Below are 17,720 nucleotides of genomic sequence, written 5' to 3'. Positions count from 1 at the left end.
TGTCGCAACGATAGTAGGCTGGTCTCATTGCAATAGGTTTTAGGCCCCGAATGATAAGTTAAACACCACCCTTTGTCCTTCGGAGGTTAAGCATTCGAATCGCATAATACCATTATTGGAAGCCTTGAAGATATTTACCATATCAGCAAGACTGTTCACCCTGTAGCCGTTTACGCTCAGGATGATAGAGCCGCTTTGAAGGCCTATCTCTGCGAGGAGACCGTCTGCCTCAACTTTACTTATCCCAAGACCACTTGGCATACCATACCGCTGCTTAAATGCAGAGGACAGTGGTGCAAAGGAAGCGCCTAGCTGCGAAGCAATGGCATCGGCATCAGTCATCGTCGATGATTTAGGTGCTGCCTCTTGTGCCTTAAGCGTTACACTAATGGTTGAATTCTGATCACCACGTTTATATTTCAATTTGACCACATCACCCGGATTATGTCTGGCAATGCGTTCGGAAAGTTCAACAGAAGAGCTCACTACTGCATCATCGATTCCTTGAATGATATCGCCGGCCTTTAAGCCTCCTTGAGCAGCAGCACTTCCAGTTTGAACATCAGTTACATAAGCACCTCTTATACTCCCAGGCTTAATTCCTTGTTCAATTAAAAACTGATCCTCCGTAGAAGGTTGAGGAAAGCTTACCCCCAATAAGCCGCGTCGTACAGCGCCATACTTGATCAGGTCTTTAACAATTTTGTCGGCGAGATTTACTGGGATTGCGAAACCATAACCTTCATAACTGCCGCTTTGAGAAGCTATGGCGGCATTGATGCCGATTAGCTGACCGCTTGTATTAACAAGAGCACCACCGCTGTTTCCAGGGTTTATAGCAGCATCAGTCTGAATGAATGCTTCAACTGCCGACCCCATTGTTGTGGAATTGCCTAAAGCCCTACGTTGTCCTTCCTCACTCTGACCTATTACCTATGCTTCTACCTTTTGCACTTACAATTCCAGCTGTAACTGTTGTATTCAGTGAGAATGGATAGCCCGCGGCCAATACCCATTCACCAACCTGAACCTGATCTGAATTGCCGACTACAATAGGCTTCAAATCTTTGGTAGCAATCTTCAACACGGCAAGATCAGTATTCGGATCTGCACCGACAAGCTTGGCTTCAAAGATCCTTTTATCAGTAAGAATAACCTGAATTGCGGAGGCACCTTCGATCACATGGTTATTAGTAATAATATATCCGTCTGAACTAAAGATCACACCTGAACCAGAACCCATCACTGCTTGTGATTGACGGGGACTATCGAAATAGGGGTCATACCGGCCGCTCGTGGAAGTGCTTCTATTGACCATCACCTTTATATGAACGATGGATTGCGTCACTAAAGTTGCTGCGTTAATGAAATTTGGCGCCTCAGCAGTTATTCGACCTTTCGCGCTTGCACCAGTGATGCCAAAAGTGTTAGTGCCGGCGTCATCGCCAGACGAAAACGATGCAAGTTTAACAGTGCCAAAACTTACAACTGAGGCTACAATAGCCGTCATTGCTATTAATCCAAACTTATTCATGATTATCAAACTTAGTTAAAGATCGTTTTGTTTCAACACTATTTTGCACCGTTACTATTGGTTTTAGTCTATATAAAAGTGGGCTACAGTAACAACTTCCATGCCTAAATGGTAAATAAATGCTTTTTTTGAAACTTTATTTGTAAAATTGATACAAAACCCCTAATTTTATGTTGTAAGCAGCTCGGGATAAGTCTGCGCAAAAACAGTGTTACTCTGGCCACTGCGTAAAAATCCCTAAGAAATGAACATACCCCTAAGAATCACGCGAAAGTTTCGTTACAGTCTATTATTAGCTGCGATTGGAACCAGTATCCTATCCACTTCTTGTCACAAGGACCAGAGTGAAAATCAAGCCCTCGATCTTCCTTTAGACCTTATGGAAGTTAATGATCGTGCCGCTGATATCCAACTTCTTGCCGCCGGTAACATTGTAAGAGAGGTTTGGAATAATAACATCGGCAATGATGTTGCCCAGGTCCCATTAGGAACCACACCTTCTGCTACCAGCCAACTATCCTCATTTGAAGGACCAGTTAACATTGGAGAGAATTATGGAGTAAGGATCCGGGGTTTCTTAACACCCCCAACTACCGGAAACTATACTTTCTGGATATCTGCAGATGATTCGGGAGAGTTATGGCTCTCTACTGATGCGAAACCAGCAAATAAAGTGAAGATCGCGCATACATTGAGCTGGAACAATACCAGAGAATGGAATAAATTCGCCTCACAAAAAGCCAAAGAGATCACATTGCAGGCAGGGCAAAAATATTATATTGAGGTACTTCACAAACAAGGTGGGGGCGGAGGAAATCTAGCGGTTCAATGGACGTTGCCTAACGGAACAGTCGAATCACCAATACCTGGTAATCGTTTGGAAGCTTATACGGAAACAGTTGATCCCACCTACGGGTCTTCGCCTACCATTGATCTTTACGGTAAACATGACATCACTATTAGTGGTAAATCCCTCAGCGGTGGGTCTGCACCATTAATTAAACTTAACAATTGTTACAATATCCGCATCATCGGAAACAAGCTTTCTAATTCAAGCGACGTAGGTATTTACTTATACAATTGTAAGAACATTACCATCGAGGATAACTACTTTACTAAAGTAAGTACAGGGGTGTATGCCGATCATACACAGGGCGGAATCATTGTAAACAATAACCAGTTTTTGAATATGCAGGGTCCTTTCCCAAGAGGCCAGTTTGTACAATTCAACAACGTTAAAGGGGCTGGTAGTTCCATCAGCAACAACCGCGGCGAAAATGTCATTGGACAAAGTTATGCGGAAGATGCTATCAGTCTGTATCAAAGTGAAGGAACATCTGCTAGTCCGATTGTAATCAAAGGAAATTGGATACGTGGTGGTGGTCCTAGTGAAAGTGGTGGTGGTATTATGCTTGGTGATAACGGTGGTGGTTATTTGTATGCTTCAGATAATATTGTAGTGAACCCTGGTCAGTTTGGAATGGCAATAGCCGGCGGTCATCACATTACTGTCGTAAACAACGCTATCTACGGCATCCAGCAAGCATTTACTAATGTTGGTTTATATGTGAATGATATTGGCGGATGGAAAACTTCGGATTGTAAGGTCACGAACAATAGAGTGAGGTATTATAACAAAACGAATTATCAAAATAATGCATGGCTTTCGCCAAACAGTGTTAAGCCAGAAGGCTGGGATGCAAATATATGGGGTGCGCCGATAGATGCGTCCTTGCTGCCGGCTATCCTCATCACAAAAAGATAAATACTAATCGTTTCATTTTAACTTTTATATTCCATTTGAAGCTGTTAAAATAATTGGTTTGCCGGAAGTAATTAAAATGGTGTGTTCGTGCTGAGCCACGAACCCACCTTTGCTACCTGTAAAAGTCCAGCCATCAGCTTCAGTCTGAATATTTGTTGACTTTGTTGAAATAAACGTTTCAATGGCAACTACTGAGTCTTTTCTGAATCGCCTCGAGGTATCTCGACGGTCGTAATAATTCATTATCGCATCAGGCTCTTCATGAAGACTTCTTCCAACACCATGGCCACCAAGATCCCGGATAACAGTATATCCTGATTTTCTGGCCATGGTTTCTATCAATTTACCTATTTCAGCAATTTTAACGCCTCCACTGATTTGTGAAATTGCCTCAAGTAATATCGTATGTGAGGTGTCTACAAGGTGTTGTAAATCCTGAAGATCTTCGCCCACAATGAACGAGCAGCCATTATCGGACCAGAAACCCCCTAGTTCTGCAGACACATCGATGTTAATGATGTCTCCATTTTTAAGAATGATCTTGTCGGATGGTACACCATGGGCAAACTCGTGGTTGACACTAATGCAGGCATATCCTGGGAATTTGTAAGTCTCGAAAGGGGCCGACTTTGCGCCCATTTCCTCTAAGATTTGCCGCCCATATTCATCAATTTGTTTGGTCGACATTCCTATCTGGGTATACTCTTTCATTTTTAGTAAAGTGAACGCAACTGCCTCACTGACTTTTTGCATACCTTGAAGTTCTTCTTCCGTTTTAATTACCATATCTGTATATTTCAGCTTAATGCCAAAGCTATTGGTATTTTAACTTGCCCCATAGTAAATATTAGACACGCTTTAATTATTCTTCCATAAACATTCTGTGTAAATTTGCCCCATGCCGATAAATTATCTGAAGCAGATACAGTTAGGGAAATTTAATGCCGGTGGCTTCAGAATCAGTCCTTCGAAAGCCCTTGATGCTATCATTGAGGGATTTTATGTCTTTTCAAGAGAACCAAAAGACAATTCACAACTCATTTTTAATGATGGCTTTCCTGTGCTAGTGTTTTTGCAAAATTGCGATGACATCGTAGAAGTAACAGGGTACACCGCTCCGTACAAAGTAAAAGCTGCATGGGCAAGTGCTGGATCAATCAAGAATGTTTATGTCAATTATAACAATACAACTGATGAAATTTTTATTGTTCGGTTTCATCCAGGTGCCTTTTATAAGTTATTTGGATTGGCAGCTCCATACTTTAGAAATCTTCCAATAGCTCCTTTTGAGGCAATCGCCAGGGATAATCAGTTCGATCTGAAAAGATTTTTCAAGCTGGACTCTATTACTGATAAAATAGATTTGGTAGAAACCTATGTTCAAAAGTCTTTTAAAGAGGTAGCTGCTCCTGAAGTTTTAGCTAAATCGCTCAAATACATTCATAGCAACAGAGGAAATGTTAGTGTACGGAATGTAAGCGATGATACTGGTGTTAACTACAAATGGCTGGAAAGGACCTTTACAAAGAACATTGGACTACTTCCTAAGGAGTATATTCAGCTTCAGCGTTTCATCAATGCCTACCAGGAGTTGCTAGGAACTGCGGATGTTGATCTGATGCGTATAGCCATAACCAATGGTTATTATGACGCAAACCACTTTCTTAAAGATTTTAAAGGCTATACAGGGAAAACTCCATCCGCGTATTTAAAGCTTCAAAAAGACTTTTGATTTATTTAAAATTCAAATTTTAGTTTGACTACAAGCCCGACTGATGCGCTAATTGGCTGCTGCTTAACAGTAAGCCTCAGGTAACAAAACTACCATGCAGTCAGGCCTCTATATGAGCTACGTAAGGAAGGATTTTGAGTGGCTCGGAGTTAGGTCAAACCTACGTGGCGCTTAAGTGCGGAGTCAAAGCAGACACCTAGCTGACACCAAGCTTAGACCTAACAGACACCAAGCTGGGTAAACTAGTAATTAACTAATAGCTGGGCCCAGGTCCCGTGAAAAGATCGATTGAAAATTGCTGGCTAGCATCTTTAGATTTTCAACTTCGGTGAAGGTACTATTTAATTTTTAGATAGATTAACCGTCAAAAAATTACCTTTTGCAGTTAATACTTTTAATTGAGGTTGCTAATTTAGCGATCTTCAAAATCAAGACCTCAAAAGCCAATGGCTAAACGTATAAACGAAATTACTGACATTTCCTTTTCCGACCGGTTCTCCGCTTTGAAGAACCTTCCGGCGCTGTTTCGGTTGGTTTGGGCAAGCAGCCCGTCCAAAACAGTTCTAAGTTTCTGCTTACGCATTTTTCGTTCAGCAATGCCAATTGCACTGCTTTATGTTGGGAAATTAATCATAGACGAGGTCGTTTTTCTAAACCGCCAGGGTGGAAGCCAGCAAGAATTGTGGGAGCTGGTGTTGTTAGAGCTCGTCCTGGCGATAGTTACAGACGGCTTAAACCGCGCTATTATATTAACAGATAGCCTTTTAGGTGACTTGTTTTCAAATCATACTTCAGTAAGAATAATGGCGCATGCAGCAAAGCTCGATCTGGAACAGTTTGAAGACTCTGTGTTTTACGATAAACTGGAACGGGCAAGACAACAAACTATAGGTCGTAGTGCGCTGCTTACTCAGGTGATGACCCAAATTCAGGATCTGGTATCTATGCTTTTTCTACTTGCAGGAGTCATCGCTTTTAATCCATGGCTGATCTTGTTGCTGGTCCTTGCTATACTTCCTTCTTTTTTAGGTGAATCTCATTTCAACGGACAAAATTATGCGCTTACAAGAAGTCAGACACCGGAGCGACGTGAGTTGGACTATGTACGCTTTTTAGGCGCGAGTGATGAAACCGCTAAAGAGGTAAAGATCTTTGGCTTGTCGGACTTTATCATCACAAGGTTTAAAATTATCTCTGACAAGTTCTATAATGACAATAGCAAACTAGCGGTAAGCCGTTCCATATGGGGGCTTATGTTTTCTATTGTAGGGACTATTGGGTACTATGGAGCTTATGGACTGATTATTCACCAGACAATCACTGGGATCATTACCATTGGAACACTCACTTTCCTCGCTGGTTCTTTTAGACAGTTAAGCACGCTCATGGAGGCAATGTTAAACAGATTTACGGTGGTATCTCAAGGAGCTATTTACCTGAACGACTTTCTTGAGTTTTTCGAGATCAAGCCAAAGATTAGCATCTCAGAGAAGCCACTACCTTTTCCGCACCCTATTAAACAAGGTTTCGTTTTTGAAAATGTGGGCTTTAAATACCATAATTCTGAATTCTGGGCAAACCGGCACCTCAATTTTACGCTTCATCCAGGGGAGAAGCTTGCGCTGGTAGGAGAGAACGGTGCTGGCAAAACCACTTTGGTGAAACTCCTTGCCCGTTTGTACGACCCAACGGAAGGGCGGATACTTTTGGATGGACATGATCTTAAACTTTATGCCATTGAAGATCTTCGTTTCAACCTGGGGATCATTTTTCAAGACTACCTGCGTTATCAGATGACCCTTTCGCAAAACATTGCCGTTGGTAACATTAGTCAGATTGATAATGATCCATTGATTAAAAAGGCTGCAAAAGAAAGCCTGGCGGATTCTGTCGCTATAAAACTACCAGGTCATTATGAGCAATGGCTGGGCAGACGCTTCAATAACGGGGTCGAACTGTCGGGCGGCGAATGGCAGAAAGTTGCTCTTGCTAGGGCATACATGAAAGACGCCCAACTCCTGATTTTAGATGAACCCACCGCTGCGCTTGATGCAAGGGCTGAATTTGAAGTGTTTCAACGCTTTGCCGAGCTAACTAAAGGTAAATCTGCGGTCTTGATCTCTCACCGCTTTTCAACAGCCCGACTTGCCGATAGGATACTCGTTCTACAGAACGGAGAGCTGCTTGAGCTTGGTACTCATCAAGACTTACTAGCTAAAAAAGGCAAATACTCAGAACTTTTTGAGCTGCAGGCAAGGGGCTATCAATAGCAGCAAATCACCTTATTGTTTAGTTAAGTTCAGAAACTTTACTTGGAAGTCGTATACTGACTATCGTACCTTTACCTGGAGTGGAATCGATTTCTAATTCACCTTTTAACAAATGAAGCTTAGTTTTTATGGACTGTATGCCAATACCGTCATCTTCTTTAATGTTTGATGTATTAAAGCCTTTTCCGTTATCTTCGACTCTCACAGAAATACTTTTTTCGCTGATTCCTAACTTCAGAGATGCCTTAGTTGCATCCGCATGCTTTACCAGGTTTGTGGCCAATTCCTGAATTATACGATATATGGCTATTTCGAGATATTTAGGAAGTCTATTTTCAAGACCTTTAAACTCGCATTTGAAGGTAATTGTTCTGCCTAATTGGTTGCAAATGTCCTGAACTGCCTCTTTTAATCCAAAATCTTCTAACACAGCGGGCATTAAATCATGCGAAATACGCCTGCATTCCTTAATACACGCAACTAGTAAGTCTTTAGTGGTTTTAATATTAAGCGCGTTTTGTTTATGCTGGTCTTCTTTACCTAATTTAACATGATCTAAGTTTAAACGCACAGCGTATAACAATTGTCCCAAGCTATTATGCAAATCTTCTGCGATGCGAGACCGTTCTTTTTCTTGTGTGTTGATAGTAGTTTCCAGTAGCTGCTCCCCAAACAGCCGTTCCCTATGAGTAGCGTCTTTCAAATCATTTTCCAGCATTTTTCTTTCCGTTACATCCTCCAGAATTGTATATCCAAGTGTATTGCCATCAGCTTCCAATAAGATAGAGGTGATATGGCACCAGATGACGCTTTTATTCTTCTTGATGATGCAGGTATCGAAGCTAAACGAAGGTTTTCTTTTTTCCCAAAGCTCATGCTGTAATTCCTTCCAGTGTTCGACAAATTCTGGTACCGCGATATCTATAATACAGGTTCCTAAAAGCTCCTTTCTACTATATCCTAACAATTTTATTAAAGCTTTATTTACTTTTATAATCTTTAAATCGGCATCTATAAATTTATGACCAAGAGACGATTGTTCGAAAACGGTTTTGAATTTATTCTGGCTACTTGTATGTTCCCGCTCTGAACGATCTCTCTTCTTTGCAGCAGCTTTAAGTTCAGAAACTTGCAGCTTTAGGCGACTTATATTATCCTTTAATCGGTGAATGTTTTTTTCATCGGCGGAAATTATTTTTTTTAACATTTAACAATAGGTTAGATTGAAAGGGATACTTTGACACAATATAGTAAAACCGCAGTCCATCACAAAACAGAAGTATCCTATACTAAACTACAAGGCAAGGAAAATGATATGGTTACGTAACCATCTTCTACAACGGCCACGAGCTCTCCTCCATTCGATTGAACGTATTCGCGACAAAGGTGCAAGCCCAATCCAATTCCTTGTTCATTATTGGTCCCTGGAGTACTTAAAAATGCTTCTGAGTGAAGCACTAAAACTTCAGTGCAATTTTCAGGAGCAATGTTACAAACGCTAACCATCACTTGCTTTGCCTGCTCTTTTATATCAATACTGACGCTACTGTTTTGCGGACTGAATTTTATAGCGTTATCGATGAGGTTACGCAGAACCAGATTTATTTCATTGACATCGGCAAAGACCTGACATGACCCAGAAACATTTGTTAACAGCTTCACCTGTTTGCTCATTGACAGGGGTTGGTATACGAGTATCAGCTTTTCAACCAAGGGTAATAAGTCAAATTCTTCAGGATTTGAGCCTGGTAAATCCATCTGTCCTTTGGCCCAGTATAGTAGATTATTGAGGTTGAGATGAATGTGATCAACATTCTTCCTCGTTTCACCAAGTAGCATCTTGAGCTCTTTGAAATCTAGCATATCGTTGTCATTCAGTTCCAGAATGCTTACCAGACTATTGAAAGGGCTTCTAAGGTCATGGGCAATTATCGAAAACAGTTTGTCCTTTTCTGCATTTGCTTTGGATAGTTTTCGGGTGCGCTCTTCCACAAGTGACTCTAGTCTCTCATTTTGGGATAAGACGAGTATCAAGTTTTCTTGTTTTATCCGGTTCTTTTCCTGACGGATGTGGTTAAACCTGTCACCCAGTGCAAATGACAGGAACAACATTTCGATAGTAGTGCTAATAGGCACTATTTCGTAAGTAAGGTCATAATAGGGTATTATACCGGTTAAGCTAAGCAATATGATGATAAAGGAGAGCCCTACAGTAAACCAGGCAATTAAGTAATATAGAGCAGGTTTCAAGCCGCTTCGGTAAGCGCAAAGCCCTGTATACCATGCGACTCCACAGTTTACAACCGTAAGGTAATTGACTAAGAAGGCCAATACAGACTTTCCGCCAAAAATTGCGATTACTAATAACACAATCCATAAACCTATCAACAATTTATAGACCGGAACCATCTTTGGGACCCGCTCTTTGATCCCTAAAAATTCCCAGGAGAAAAAACAACCAGCAATGGTTGCAATAGCAGCAAATACGTGAGGATATAGATTTACAAATACTCGAACATCAGGTCCCAGAATGTAGCTGTAACCCCTTAGATACAGGACCACATAAGCGAATAATGCAGCTATATATAGTGAGTAATAGAGGTACGTTTTGTCTTTCACACTTATAAACAGGAAGACATTTAAAATAAAGAGCATGATTAAAATGCCGGTATAGATGGATTCAAAGCCGATCCTATAATTACTGGTGGTTATCAGTGTTTTAGCATCAGTGATCTTCAAAGCTATTAGCATAATGTTATCAGTACGTACTTTCAGATAAACATCTCTTCCGCGCTCTTCAACCCGCGTTGGAAACAGATTGAATATGTAATGATTCGTCGCTATTACGTTTTTGTTTGGTCGAGAGACGCTGCCAGTGCGTATGTGGATTAAACTGCCTTGGTTATCTTTTGAATAAAAATCAACATGGTCAATATTAGGTACGTCAAGAATCAAATAAGCCGTCTGGTCACTCAGATTTTGATACGGAATCTTGATCCAGAAAGCAGCAGTCGAGTTGCCGAGATTTAAAATGGCCTTAGAGGAGCGTACGAATTTCCCTTCATTTCCCATGCGGATCACCTGTTCTATTGAAAACGCATTGTGCTCATCTTTTAAAATGCTTATGCGTTTACCAATATTTTCATAGTTACTTGATGCCGAGATCACTGCTGGTTCGGCAGCAGAGGCCGTAAATGAAAACAGTAAAAGAACTAATGTTTGAACAAAGGGAATTCGCATCGTTCTAAAGCTACTGAAAGATGTGCGATTTATTGTTATAACACCTAATTGTAACTATAAATAATTGGTACTACTTGGAGAGAACATATCCCAAGCATCATTAGCAACAACCGCCACCAGGTGAACATACCGGGCCGGAAACTGCAAAGTTTTGTAATTGTATTTTTTTCTTCACCTCGGGAATGCCACATTTATCAGGTGCAAGACATGCGGTCGTTTTTGCCACGAGCACAAAGTTGTTTCCATCATACCTAAGGCTGTATTTTCCGATGGTTTCAGTCTGGTATTCGACTTCAATCTCCAAATCTTCCATCCCTAATACTTTCTCTGATAATACGATGATGTTAAGTAGCTTGGTTGCCTTTAAACGATGTTCGTAGTCATTCGCATCCCATAGCTGGAAGTTAGCTACTTTTTCATTTCTAACGGTACCACCACAATCAATAAAGTCTTTGGTAACGACACCTACTTCAGTTACATGGAAGTGTGCCGGTACCGCTTTACCATCCTCTAACTGGAAGTTTACGCTGTCGGCCTGACTTAAAATTTCTTTGATTTCAGATAATTTCATAATAATAATTTACTATTTAAATGAACAATTATTAAAGCACAACTAGCAGCAGTCGGCTACTTCTTTAAACGCAGACAGGAAAGCTGTGATCTGTGTTTCCATTGATTTCCAGGTCTCAGGATTGATGCAGTAACAAACACTCACTCCTTCGATAGTACCTTGTATAATTCCAGCAGTTTTCAGTTCTTTTAAATGCTGTGAAATTGTCGCCTGCGCGAGTCCCAATTCCTCCACCAAGTCACCACAGATGCAAGTGTTAGAGGCCAGAATTCTTTGCAAAATTGCTATTCTAGCAGGATGAGCCATGGCCTTCAACAGCTGTGCAAGCCGATTCTGATCTGCTGTAAAAATCTCTGTCTTTGTAAGTCCCATATTTCTATATAGCAATATTACGATTATATAGGAATAATAACAATTTTATTAAGCATAAATCGTGTATATTGGAACACAATTAACACCATAAAACTTTTTATGAGATCTCTCTTAATTTTTATACTCCTATCCTTTGCGTTTATTAAATCTGGTATGGCTCAGGTGATCGTAAATAGTGACGGGTCGCATTCTTTGATCACTGGCAATGTCGTGGTCAACTCCGATGGTACGCATTCCATATTAAACGGTAATATACTGGTTAATCCTAATGGAACACACTCTTTGATTCCTAGCGTTTCTATTTTGCCTGGATCGGTCAAATTACGCAATAGTAAGAAATGGAGCCAAAGTAACGGGTTTAGTCAGTTATTTATGAAGCTCTTCAGTAAGAAAGATAAGGTCAGAAGCAAACAGAATAAGGAGAGCCGGCAACGCGCCCGTGGAAAAATTTCTGTTAAGCGGTTTGGCAATCCTCGTTAAGCGCTACCTGACCAACGTATTAGTCAGGTAGGTCATTTTCATCCTTCGGTTTGTTAAGCACTGACCCTTCAGGTGGGTATGAGATGGTGTTTTTGATGCTTTCAATCTTCTCCGGGTGAAAAGCCGGAATTTGCAACTCATTATTTTCTTTCCAGACTTTCACTCTTTCGGCCGCTTCCCTCGATTTGTCCTCCGGAAGTCCCTTATCTTTAGCGAAATAAAGTGTTTGTGATGGGAACGCAAAGTCGCTTCCGCTTGCTGCAATCACGTCCATCATTCTTAGTAACAAATCTTCTTTAACCTCAAGAAACAAGTCAAAATCCGGGGCGATAACATATGACCAAACTTCAAGTTTTAACGAGGACTGCCCAAAGCCGGCAAAGCGAACCCGCGCGGGATCTGGACTAACCATTGGATGGGCATATAAAATACTTCTAAGTTCCACTAGTAGGTATCTGATTTGATCAGGTGTGGTTTCATATCTAAGATCGATAACCGGAGCAAATAAGAAACGGTCGCGATGGGCATAATTCTCAATCTTTGTAGAAGAAAACTCTCCATTTGGAATAGTAATGACTGTCCGTTCCCCCGTTCTGATCTTTGTGGAGCGCATTCCTATCTGCTCAACGGTTCCGGTGGTATCGCCCACTTTACAAAAATCACCTACCCGAACTGGCTGGTCAGCAATTAAAGTAACACTTCCTACAAAGTTCTCTACGGTCTTTTGAGCACCTAATGCCAGCGCAATACCACCGATTCCTAATGCGGCTATCCCAGCAGTAACATCAAAGCCGATTGTACTAAGAATGGCAACGATACCAAAAATAATAACTGCAATCTTAATCGCCCTTCGTAAAAAAAGGATGATAGATACAGCTGAGACCCGGCCTCTTTGCGTCATTCTACCTTTACTGAAACTGCTGATCTGATCAGTAAGGCGTAACAATAGAATAACAAACGCAACTAATCCAATAACTAATGTTACGGTACTAAACCTTTGTCTGACGATAATCGAGATGCCTACCTGTTGTGAAACTGCGACAAAAAGCCATACCGCTAAGTAGAGCTTAATCGGCAGCGTGAACGCCTGTATTACACCCAGACCTTCTTCCGTCCTTGCTTTTGGCCAGGAAAGTCGAAGAATGAAGCTGATAAACCAGGTCACTATCCATGAGACTAAATAGGCCAAGACAAATAACACGACTACAGCCAGCCAATGACCGATTGCAACTCCGCCCCATAAATTATCTTTTAAGTACTTTGGAAGCACTCTGTCTACCAATAGCTCATCATCGCTTGTTATTGCAGCGATAGCTTCAACGGTTTCTTTAGAGATTTTCCATATTGGTGCTTCCGGAGTACCGGTAGTCTCTACATACAAATTTATTACTTTACCATTTGCAGTGACAGTACCCACTAAGTCTTGTTCCAAAGGAAGTTCATCGTCTATTCTTCCTTCAGTCTTATTGCTGAGCCAGGAATAAGGCATCACATTGCCACCCTGATCCAGTAATCGCTGAAGCACTTTTACGATCCTTTGGCGTTCTTTATCACTCCGGTGGCCTTTCTCTAGATTTAAATACTGGCTTGCCCTTATAAAGTTTTGCTCTGCAACAGAATGAATAAAGCCGCTAACGGTTCCCCTTGGATCTCGCCTGCCTAACGAGTCGTCAGGAACCTCACTTGTGGGAGTAGTATCGTTTTTGCCTGATAGTCCAGGAATGAGTTGGGCGGATGCTTCGCTTGTACGCCCGATTAGTAAACAAAAAGTAAGAAATACGTATAAATGCTTGGCGGAAAAACGCATATGATGTAATTAGTAATTTTTGTGCCAAAGATATTTAAATTAAAAAATACGGGCGGGAGGTTTCTAAAACAAATCACCTCTGCTTTGCGATATTTAAGGCTCTACCAATTCTGGGCCTATTGAATCGTTGAAGTAAAATAGGGTACAAATTAAATAGGACGTTCAGCAGTATTAACCATAAAGAGTTCTTAAAACCATATTCAGTGGCTACGAAAACAGTAAATGCGGTAACTATAATTAAAATAATTAAATGTCCTATTTCAGATTGTTTTGTTTTGTAGTGGAGTTGCATTAGCGCTTCGGTATTTTTTTCAACAGGATTAGACTTTTTATTTAATCTTTCCCAGCCGATCCAAACTAATACCTTTCTAAAAATATTTATGCCAAATGATTGGTAGATTTTTCCTCCGTTCTCCCAGGGTTTTGCGTCGAAATATGCAGCCGTAAGCGGACTTTTAAGGGTTTCTGTAAACGTCAGTACACCCGCCATTAAAAGAAAATTAAGTGCCCAGGCAAATGCAAAACCTTTCATTCCGATTTTTTGAATCAGGAAATAAGTAAGTGCAATGGTAGTGATTACGATTAAAATTATAATTAGGACCTTTCGCATAATTCTGTCAATTAAATTCTAATGTCGTTAAACTAGGGTGTTTACACAATAAAATGTGAATAAAAGCCACAGATTCAATGCCTTGCTTAATTCTTTTCAGGAATAGTTTTTAAGACTAATCAGCAGACTTAACTCCGTTTCGTTATTAAGTTATAACTTGCACTTAAAGCGCCCCGGGGGATAATAGCGTTTTGCATGTTGCTAATGAATGAATCGGACAGTCTTTTTTACTTAGCTGAGCGTTCGACTGAGCTCTTTTTCATTTTCGATTTAAAGTTTAACCATTTTACTTACATGAATCCGGCTAGTCAGTCTTTTTTCAACATAAGTCTTGAAGATACAACTCCAGCGAATTTGCTAGGTATGATCCATGATGAAGATAAAGCTTATGTTTTGGGCAATGTTGAAAAGTGTATTTCTGGCGAAACCGTTGCCGACACTGAATGTCGAATTTTGCGGGGCAAATATTTCCGCTGGTTACGGGTAAGTCCTTTTTTATTAAATGAAGACGGTCAAAATCAGTTGATAGTACAAGCTGAGGATATTACGACAGCAAAATTGAACATAGAGGTTCTACATACCCATACCAATAAAAAGAATTCTATTTTAACCATTCTAGCGCATGATCTCGCTGGACCATTGGGCGCTATACAAAGTTTTGCAACCCTTCTCAGCAGAGAGACAGGAGAATCTGGTAATCCAAAACTGGCGAAAATTATTCAATCCATTGAAAAGCTTAGCAAAAGTGGTATCCACCTTATTCATACCTTCCTTGATCAGGAATTCTTAGAAAGCTCTAGTGTTAATCTGGTTAAAAGGAGAGTTGATTTATTTGAACGAATTAAAATCGCCTATTCAAACTATACAGAAAGTCAAAGTGAATTAAGGATTAAGCTTAATATAAACGCGAATTCTGAAAAGGTTTACATTGAACTTGATGAAGATAAGTTTATGCAGGTCATAAATAACTTGATTTCAAACGCCTTAAAATTTACTCCAAGTGGTGGTGAAATAGATGTAAATCTTTACAAACAGTCCGAGAGCGTACTAATTACGGTTGCTGACACCGGTATTGGCATTCCTGAAGCCTTTCACAATTGTTTATTTGATAAGTTCACCATTGCCAGAAGGAACGGCCTTAGGGGAGAGGTCTCTACGGGATTGGGCATGTCCATCGTTAAAATGATCGTGGAGTGGCATGGGGGGACAATCAGGTTCGATAGTAAAGAAGATGTGGGTACGGTATTCTTTGTAGAACTTCCACTTTACGCTAGAAAGTAAACCTGCCAAACCATAAATTCAAATCAAAGGGCTGAGTTCAAGATATTGTCTTCGGGCAAGGTGAACCAAATACTGATGAGATTCTCACGGTCTAAACCTCTGGTTATCCATGCGAAAATAGTGATTGCTTTAAGTAGCCCAATAGTGTAGTACAATTATTCAGAGTTTGGTACATTTATGTCTAAAAGGCTATAATAATAGTCCGGTAGCCTAAGTAACACTGCCTATAAAGAGCTCAGGACTTGCTCGGGTCTGGCGTTGACTGCTCCCGCCTTGAATCCGCCATGCTCCCGCGTTGCGTCCGCCTTTTGCCTAGAGAAAAGGCGGATTCAAGGTGGAAGCATTACGGGTTTACTGTGGGAGCAACCAAACCAGACCAAAGCCAGGTATGACCTATTCCCATTCCTACCAAGGATGTTTAATTTGGTAGCAATCGTTTACCGCAAGATTTTATCCATTTTTCTACCCTTGGCAAGCTCGTCTACTAATTTGTCTAAATAGCGGACCTGTTTTGTTAAAGCATTCTCAATATCTTCTATCCGGTAACCGCAAATCATCCCAGTTATGAGGTGTGCATGAGGATGGAGGCTGGATTGCATAAAAAAGGATTGACACGTGACCTTTTTTTGAAGGAGGTCGTTTAACTGTTCACCGGTAAACCCCGTTAGCCAGCAAATTACCTGGTCAAGCTCTTCTTTGGTACGGCCCTTTTTTTCGACCTTTTGTAAGTATAGTGGATATACTGACGAAAAGGTCATTTTTGCCATTCGCTCATTGTGTACATCGGTTGTTTGCATATTCAGTACATTATTAAGTATCAGTATAAATTACCTATAATACCTGGAAATTTACAGTTCAAATCGCTCTTTGGTCAAATTGATGGAATTATGCTAAAACAAATATTGCAAGCGCCTGTATTCATATGCGAAGCTAAATAACCTTCGATCTATTAAAAAACAAAAATATGGTAAAAGAATATCCATTTTACATTAAAGTCCCCGTAATTTTATTGGGAATAGTAATCTCAGTTTACATTTTATTGGTGCTTAGGGATATCCTTGTACCGCTGGCATTTGCCGCTCTAATTGCCATATTGTTAAATCCGCTAAGCAATCGGTTAGAAAAAAAGCTTCCTAAAGTACTTGCAATCATAGTGTCAATGTTGATTGCTATTCTCGTGGTAACTGGACTACTGTATTTTCTTTCTTCACAAGTGGCCCATTTTTTCGATGATCTTGAGTCGATAAAGGCGCGTTTAGGAAGCTTGTTACATGATCTTCAGGTTTGGGTGCAAACTTCATTTGGTTTTTCTGCAAGTAAGCAGGCGAAGCTGCTCGATGATGCTGCCAACAGTAGTAAAGGCATGATTGGGCAGACCCTAACTGGTGTTTTGGGGATTTTGAGTGTGTTTTTTCTTATACCCGTCTATGTATTCTTGTTGATGCTTTATAAGACTCTGATCTTAAACTTCTTGTATGAGGTGTTTTCTGAGGAGAACCAGACAAAAGTAGCGGAAATTTTAACCGAAACTAAAGGTGCTATCCAAAGCTATATTGTTGGTTTGCTTATTGAGACTGCGATTGTAGCTGTACTTAACTCGGCCGCACTGTTGTTATTAGGAATTCAGAATGCAATCTTAATTGGTGTAATTGGTGCTATTTTAAATTTGTTGCCCTATATAGGCGGACTTGTAGCTATTGCGTTGCCAGTTCTTATGGCTACTGTTACAAAAGACGGTTACACCTCGCAGTTATCCATTATCGCTGCTTATGGGGTGATACAATTTTTGGATAATAATATCTTCGTTCCACGTATCGTTTCTTCAAAAGTGCAGATAAACGCGCTGATCTCAATCCTGGTAGTTCTGCTTGGCGCCGCATTATGGGGAGTCCCTGGCATGTTTTTATCCATTCCTTTCATTGCGGTGTTAAAAATCATTTTTGATCGGATCAATGGTTTGAAGCCTTGGGGCAAGTTACTAGGTGATAATGTACCTACGGAGCACATGGGACAACTTAAGCGATTTAACAGAAGTAAGCAGGCTAGCGTGACCTAGAA

The 17,720-nt window shown here is 40.6% G+C and carries 16 protein-coding genes; 6 read left to right on the top strand and 10 right to left on the bottom strand.

Translation table 11 applies throughout. The features are described 5' to 3' along the window. Nucleotides 1-39: 39 nt before the first annotated feature. Nucleotides 40-879, bottom strand: a complete 840-nt coding sequence (locus WKF66_RS14825; protein ID WP_489675249.1) for a PDZ domain-containing protein — start codon at nt 877-879, stop codon at nt 40-42. Between the two features lie 37 nt (nt 880-916). After that, complete coding sequence (locus WKF66_RS14820) at nt 917-1,534, bottom strand: S1C family serine protease (protein ID WP_489675248.1); 618 nt, start codon at nt 1,532-1,534, stop codon at nt 917-919. Between the two features lie 244 nt (nt 1,535-1,778). Between WKF66_RS14820 and WKF66_RS14815 the strand changes: the two genes are divergently transcribed. After that, on the top strand, nt 1,779-3,299 hold the full coding sequence (locus tag WKF66_RS14815) for a PA14 domain-containing protein (protein ID WP_489675247.1): 1,521 nt from the start codon (nt 1,779-1,781) through the stop codon (nt 3,297-3,299). A 24-nt stretch (nt 3,300-3,323) separates the two neighbouring features. Here WKF66_RS14815 and map read toward each other — a convergent pair whose 3' ends face one another. After that, complete coding sequence (gene map, locus WKF66_RS14810) at nt 3,324-4,085, bottom strand: type I methionyl aminopeptidase (protein ID WP_489675246.1); 762 nt, start codon at nt 4,083-4,085, stop codon at nt 3,324-3,326. Between the two features lie 112 nt (nt 4,086-4,197). Here map and WKF66_RS14805 point away from each other — a divergent pair, with 112 nt between their 5' ends. Then, nucleotides 4,198-5,031 carry a helix-turn-helix domain-containing protein gene (locus WKF66_RS14805; RefSeq protein ID WP_489675245.1) on the top strand — a complete coding sequence of 278 codons (834 nt, stop codon included), beginning with the start codon at nt 4,198-4,200 and terminating at the stop codon, nt 5,029-5,031. Nucleotides 5,032-5,477: 446 nt separating this feature from the next. After that, on the top strand, nt 5,478-7,301 hold the full coding sequence (locus WKF66_RS14800; protein ID WP_489675244.1) for an ABC transporter ATP-binding protein: 1,824 nt from the start codon (nt 5,478-5,480) through the stop codon (nt 7,299-7,301). A gap of 19 nt (nt 7,302-7,320) precedes the next feature. Here the strand turns inward: WKF66_RS14800 and WKF66_RS14795 are convergent, their stop codons facing one another. The 4 genes from WKF66_RS14795 to WKF66_RS14780 all read right to left on the bottom strand — a co-directional run bounded on the left by WKF66_RS14795 (nt 7,321) and on the right by WKF66_RS14780 (nt 11,484). Beyond that, on the bottom strand, nt 7,321-8,508 hold the full coding sequence (locus WKF66_RS14795; RefSeq protein ID WP_489675243.1) for a PAS domain-containing sensor histidine kinase: 1,188 nt from the start codon (nt 8,506-8,508) through the stop codon (nt 7,321-7,323). 77 nt (nt 8,509-8,585) lie between these two features. After that, entirely contained in the window at nt 8,586-10,541 is a 1,956-nt protein-coding gene (locus WKF66_RS14790) for a sensor histidine kinase (RefSeq protein ID WP_489675242.1), read from the bottom strand. A gap of 100 nt (nt 10,542-10,641) precedes the next feature. Continuing rightward, complete coding sequence (locus WKF66_RS14785; protein ID WP_489675241.1) at nt 10,642-11,112, bottom strand: DUF6428 family protein; 471 nt, start codon at nt 11,110-11,112, stop codon at nt 10,642-10,644. Nucleotides 11,113-11,154: 42 nt separating this feature from the next. Next, nucleotides 11,155-11,484 (bottom strand): ArsR/SmtB family transcription factor, encoded by a 330-nt coding sequence (locus WKF66_RS14780; RefSeq protein WP_489675240.1) that lies wholly within the window; start codon nt 11,482-11,484, stop codon nt 11,155-11,157. Between the two features lie 99 nt (nt 11,485-11,583). Here WKF66_RS14780 and WKF66_RS14775 point away from each other — a divergent pair, with 99 nt between their 5' ends. Further along, nucleotides 11,584-11,964, top strand: coding sequence for a hypothetical protein (locus WKF66_RS14775; RefSeq protein ID WP_489675239.1), 381 nt, complete (start codon nt 11,584-11,586; stop codon nt 11,962-11,964). A gap of 19 nt (nt 11,965-11,983) precedes the next feature. On the opposite strand, the gene WKF66_RS14770 is transcribed toward WKF66_RS14775, so the two are convergent. Then, on the bottom strand, nt 11,984-13,771 hold the full coding sequence (locus tag WKF66_RS14770) for a mechanosensitive ion channel family protein (RefSeq protein ID WP_489675238.1): 1,788 nt from the start codon (nt 13,769-13,771) through the stop codon (nt 11,984-11,986). 73 nt (nt 13,772-13,844) lie between these two features. After that, entirely contained in the window at nt 13,845-14,381 is a 537-nt protein-coding gene (locus tag WKF66_RS14765) for a glycosyl-4,4'-diaponeurosporenoate acyltransferase CrtO family protein (RefSeq protein ID WP_489675237.1), read from the bottom strand. Between the two features lie 204 nt (nt 14,382-14,585). Between WKF66_RS14765 and WKF66_RS14760 the strand changes: the two genes are divergently transcribed. Next, a complete protein-coding gene (locus tag WKF66_RS14760; RefSeq protein WP_489675236.1) occupies nt 14,586-15,662 on the top strand; it encodes a PAS domain-containing sensor histidine kinase in 1,077 nt (358 codons plus the stop codon). A gap of 437 nt (nt 15,663-16,099) precedes the next feature. Here the strand turns inward: WKF66_RS14760 and WKF66_RS14755 are convergent, their stop codons facing one another. Continuing rightward, on the bottom strand, nt 16,100-16,459 hold the full coding sequence (locus WKF66_RS14755) for a DUF2200 domain-containing protein (RefSeq protein WP_489675235.1): 360 nt from the start codon (nt 16,457-16,459) through the stop codon (nt 16,100-16,102). Nucleotides 16,460-16,626: 167 nt separating this feature from the next. Between WKF66_RS14755 and WKF66_RS14750 the strand changes: the two genes are divergently transcribed. After that, the gene (locus WKF66_RS14750) at nt 16,627-17,718 is read left to right on the top strand and encodes an AI-2E family transporter (RefSeq protein WP_489675234.1); all 1,092 of its coding nucleotides are present in this window, start codon (nt 16,627-16,629) and stop codon (nt 17,716-17,718) included. Nucleotides 17,719-17,720 lie beyond the last annotated feature (2 nt).

It is taken from the genome of Pedobacter sp. (genome assembly GCF_037719805.1).
Taxonomy (GTDB): Bacteria; Bacteroidota; Bacteroidia; order Sphingobacteriales; family Sphingobacteriaceae; genus Pedobacter.
The sequence above is the reverse complement of the archived record's forward strand: the minus strand, read 5'-3'. Positions and strand labels throughout refer to the sequence as shown.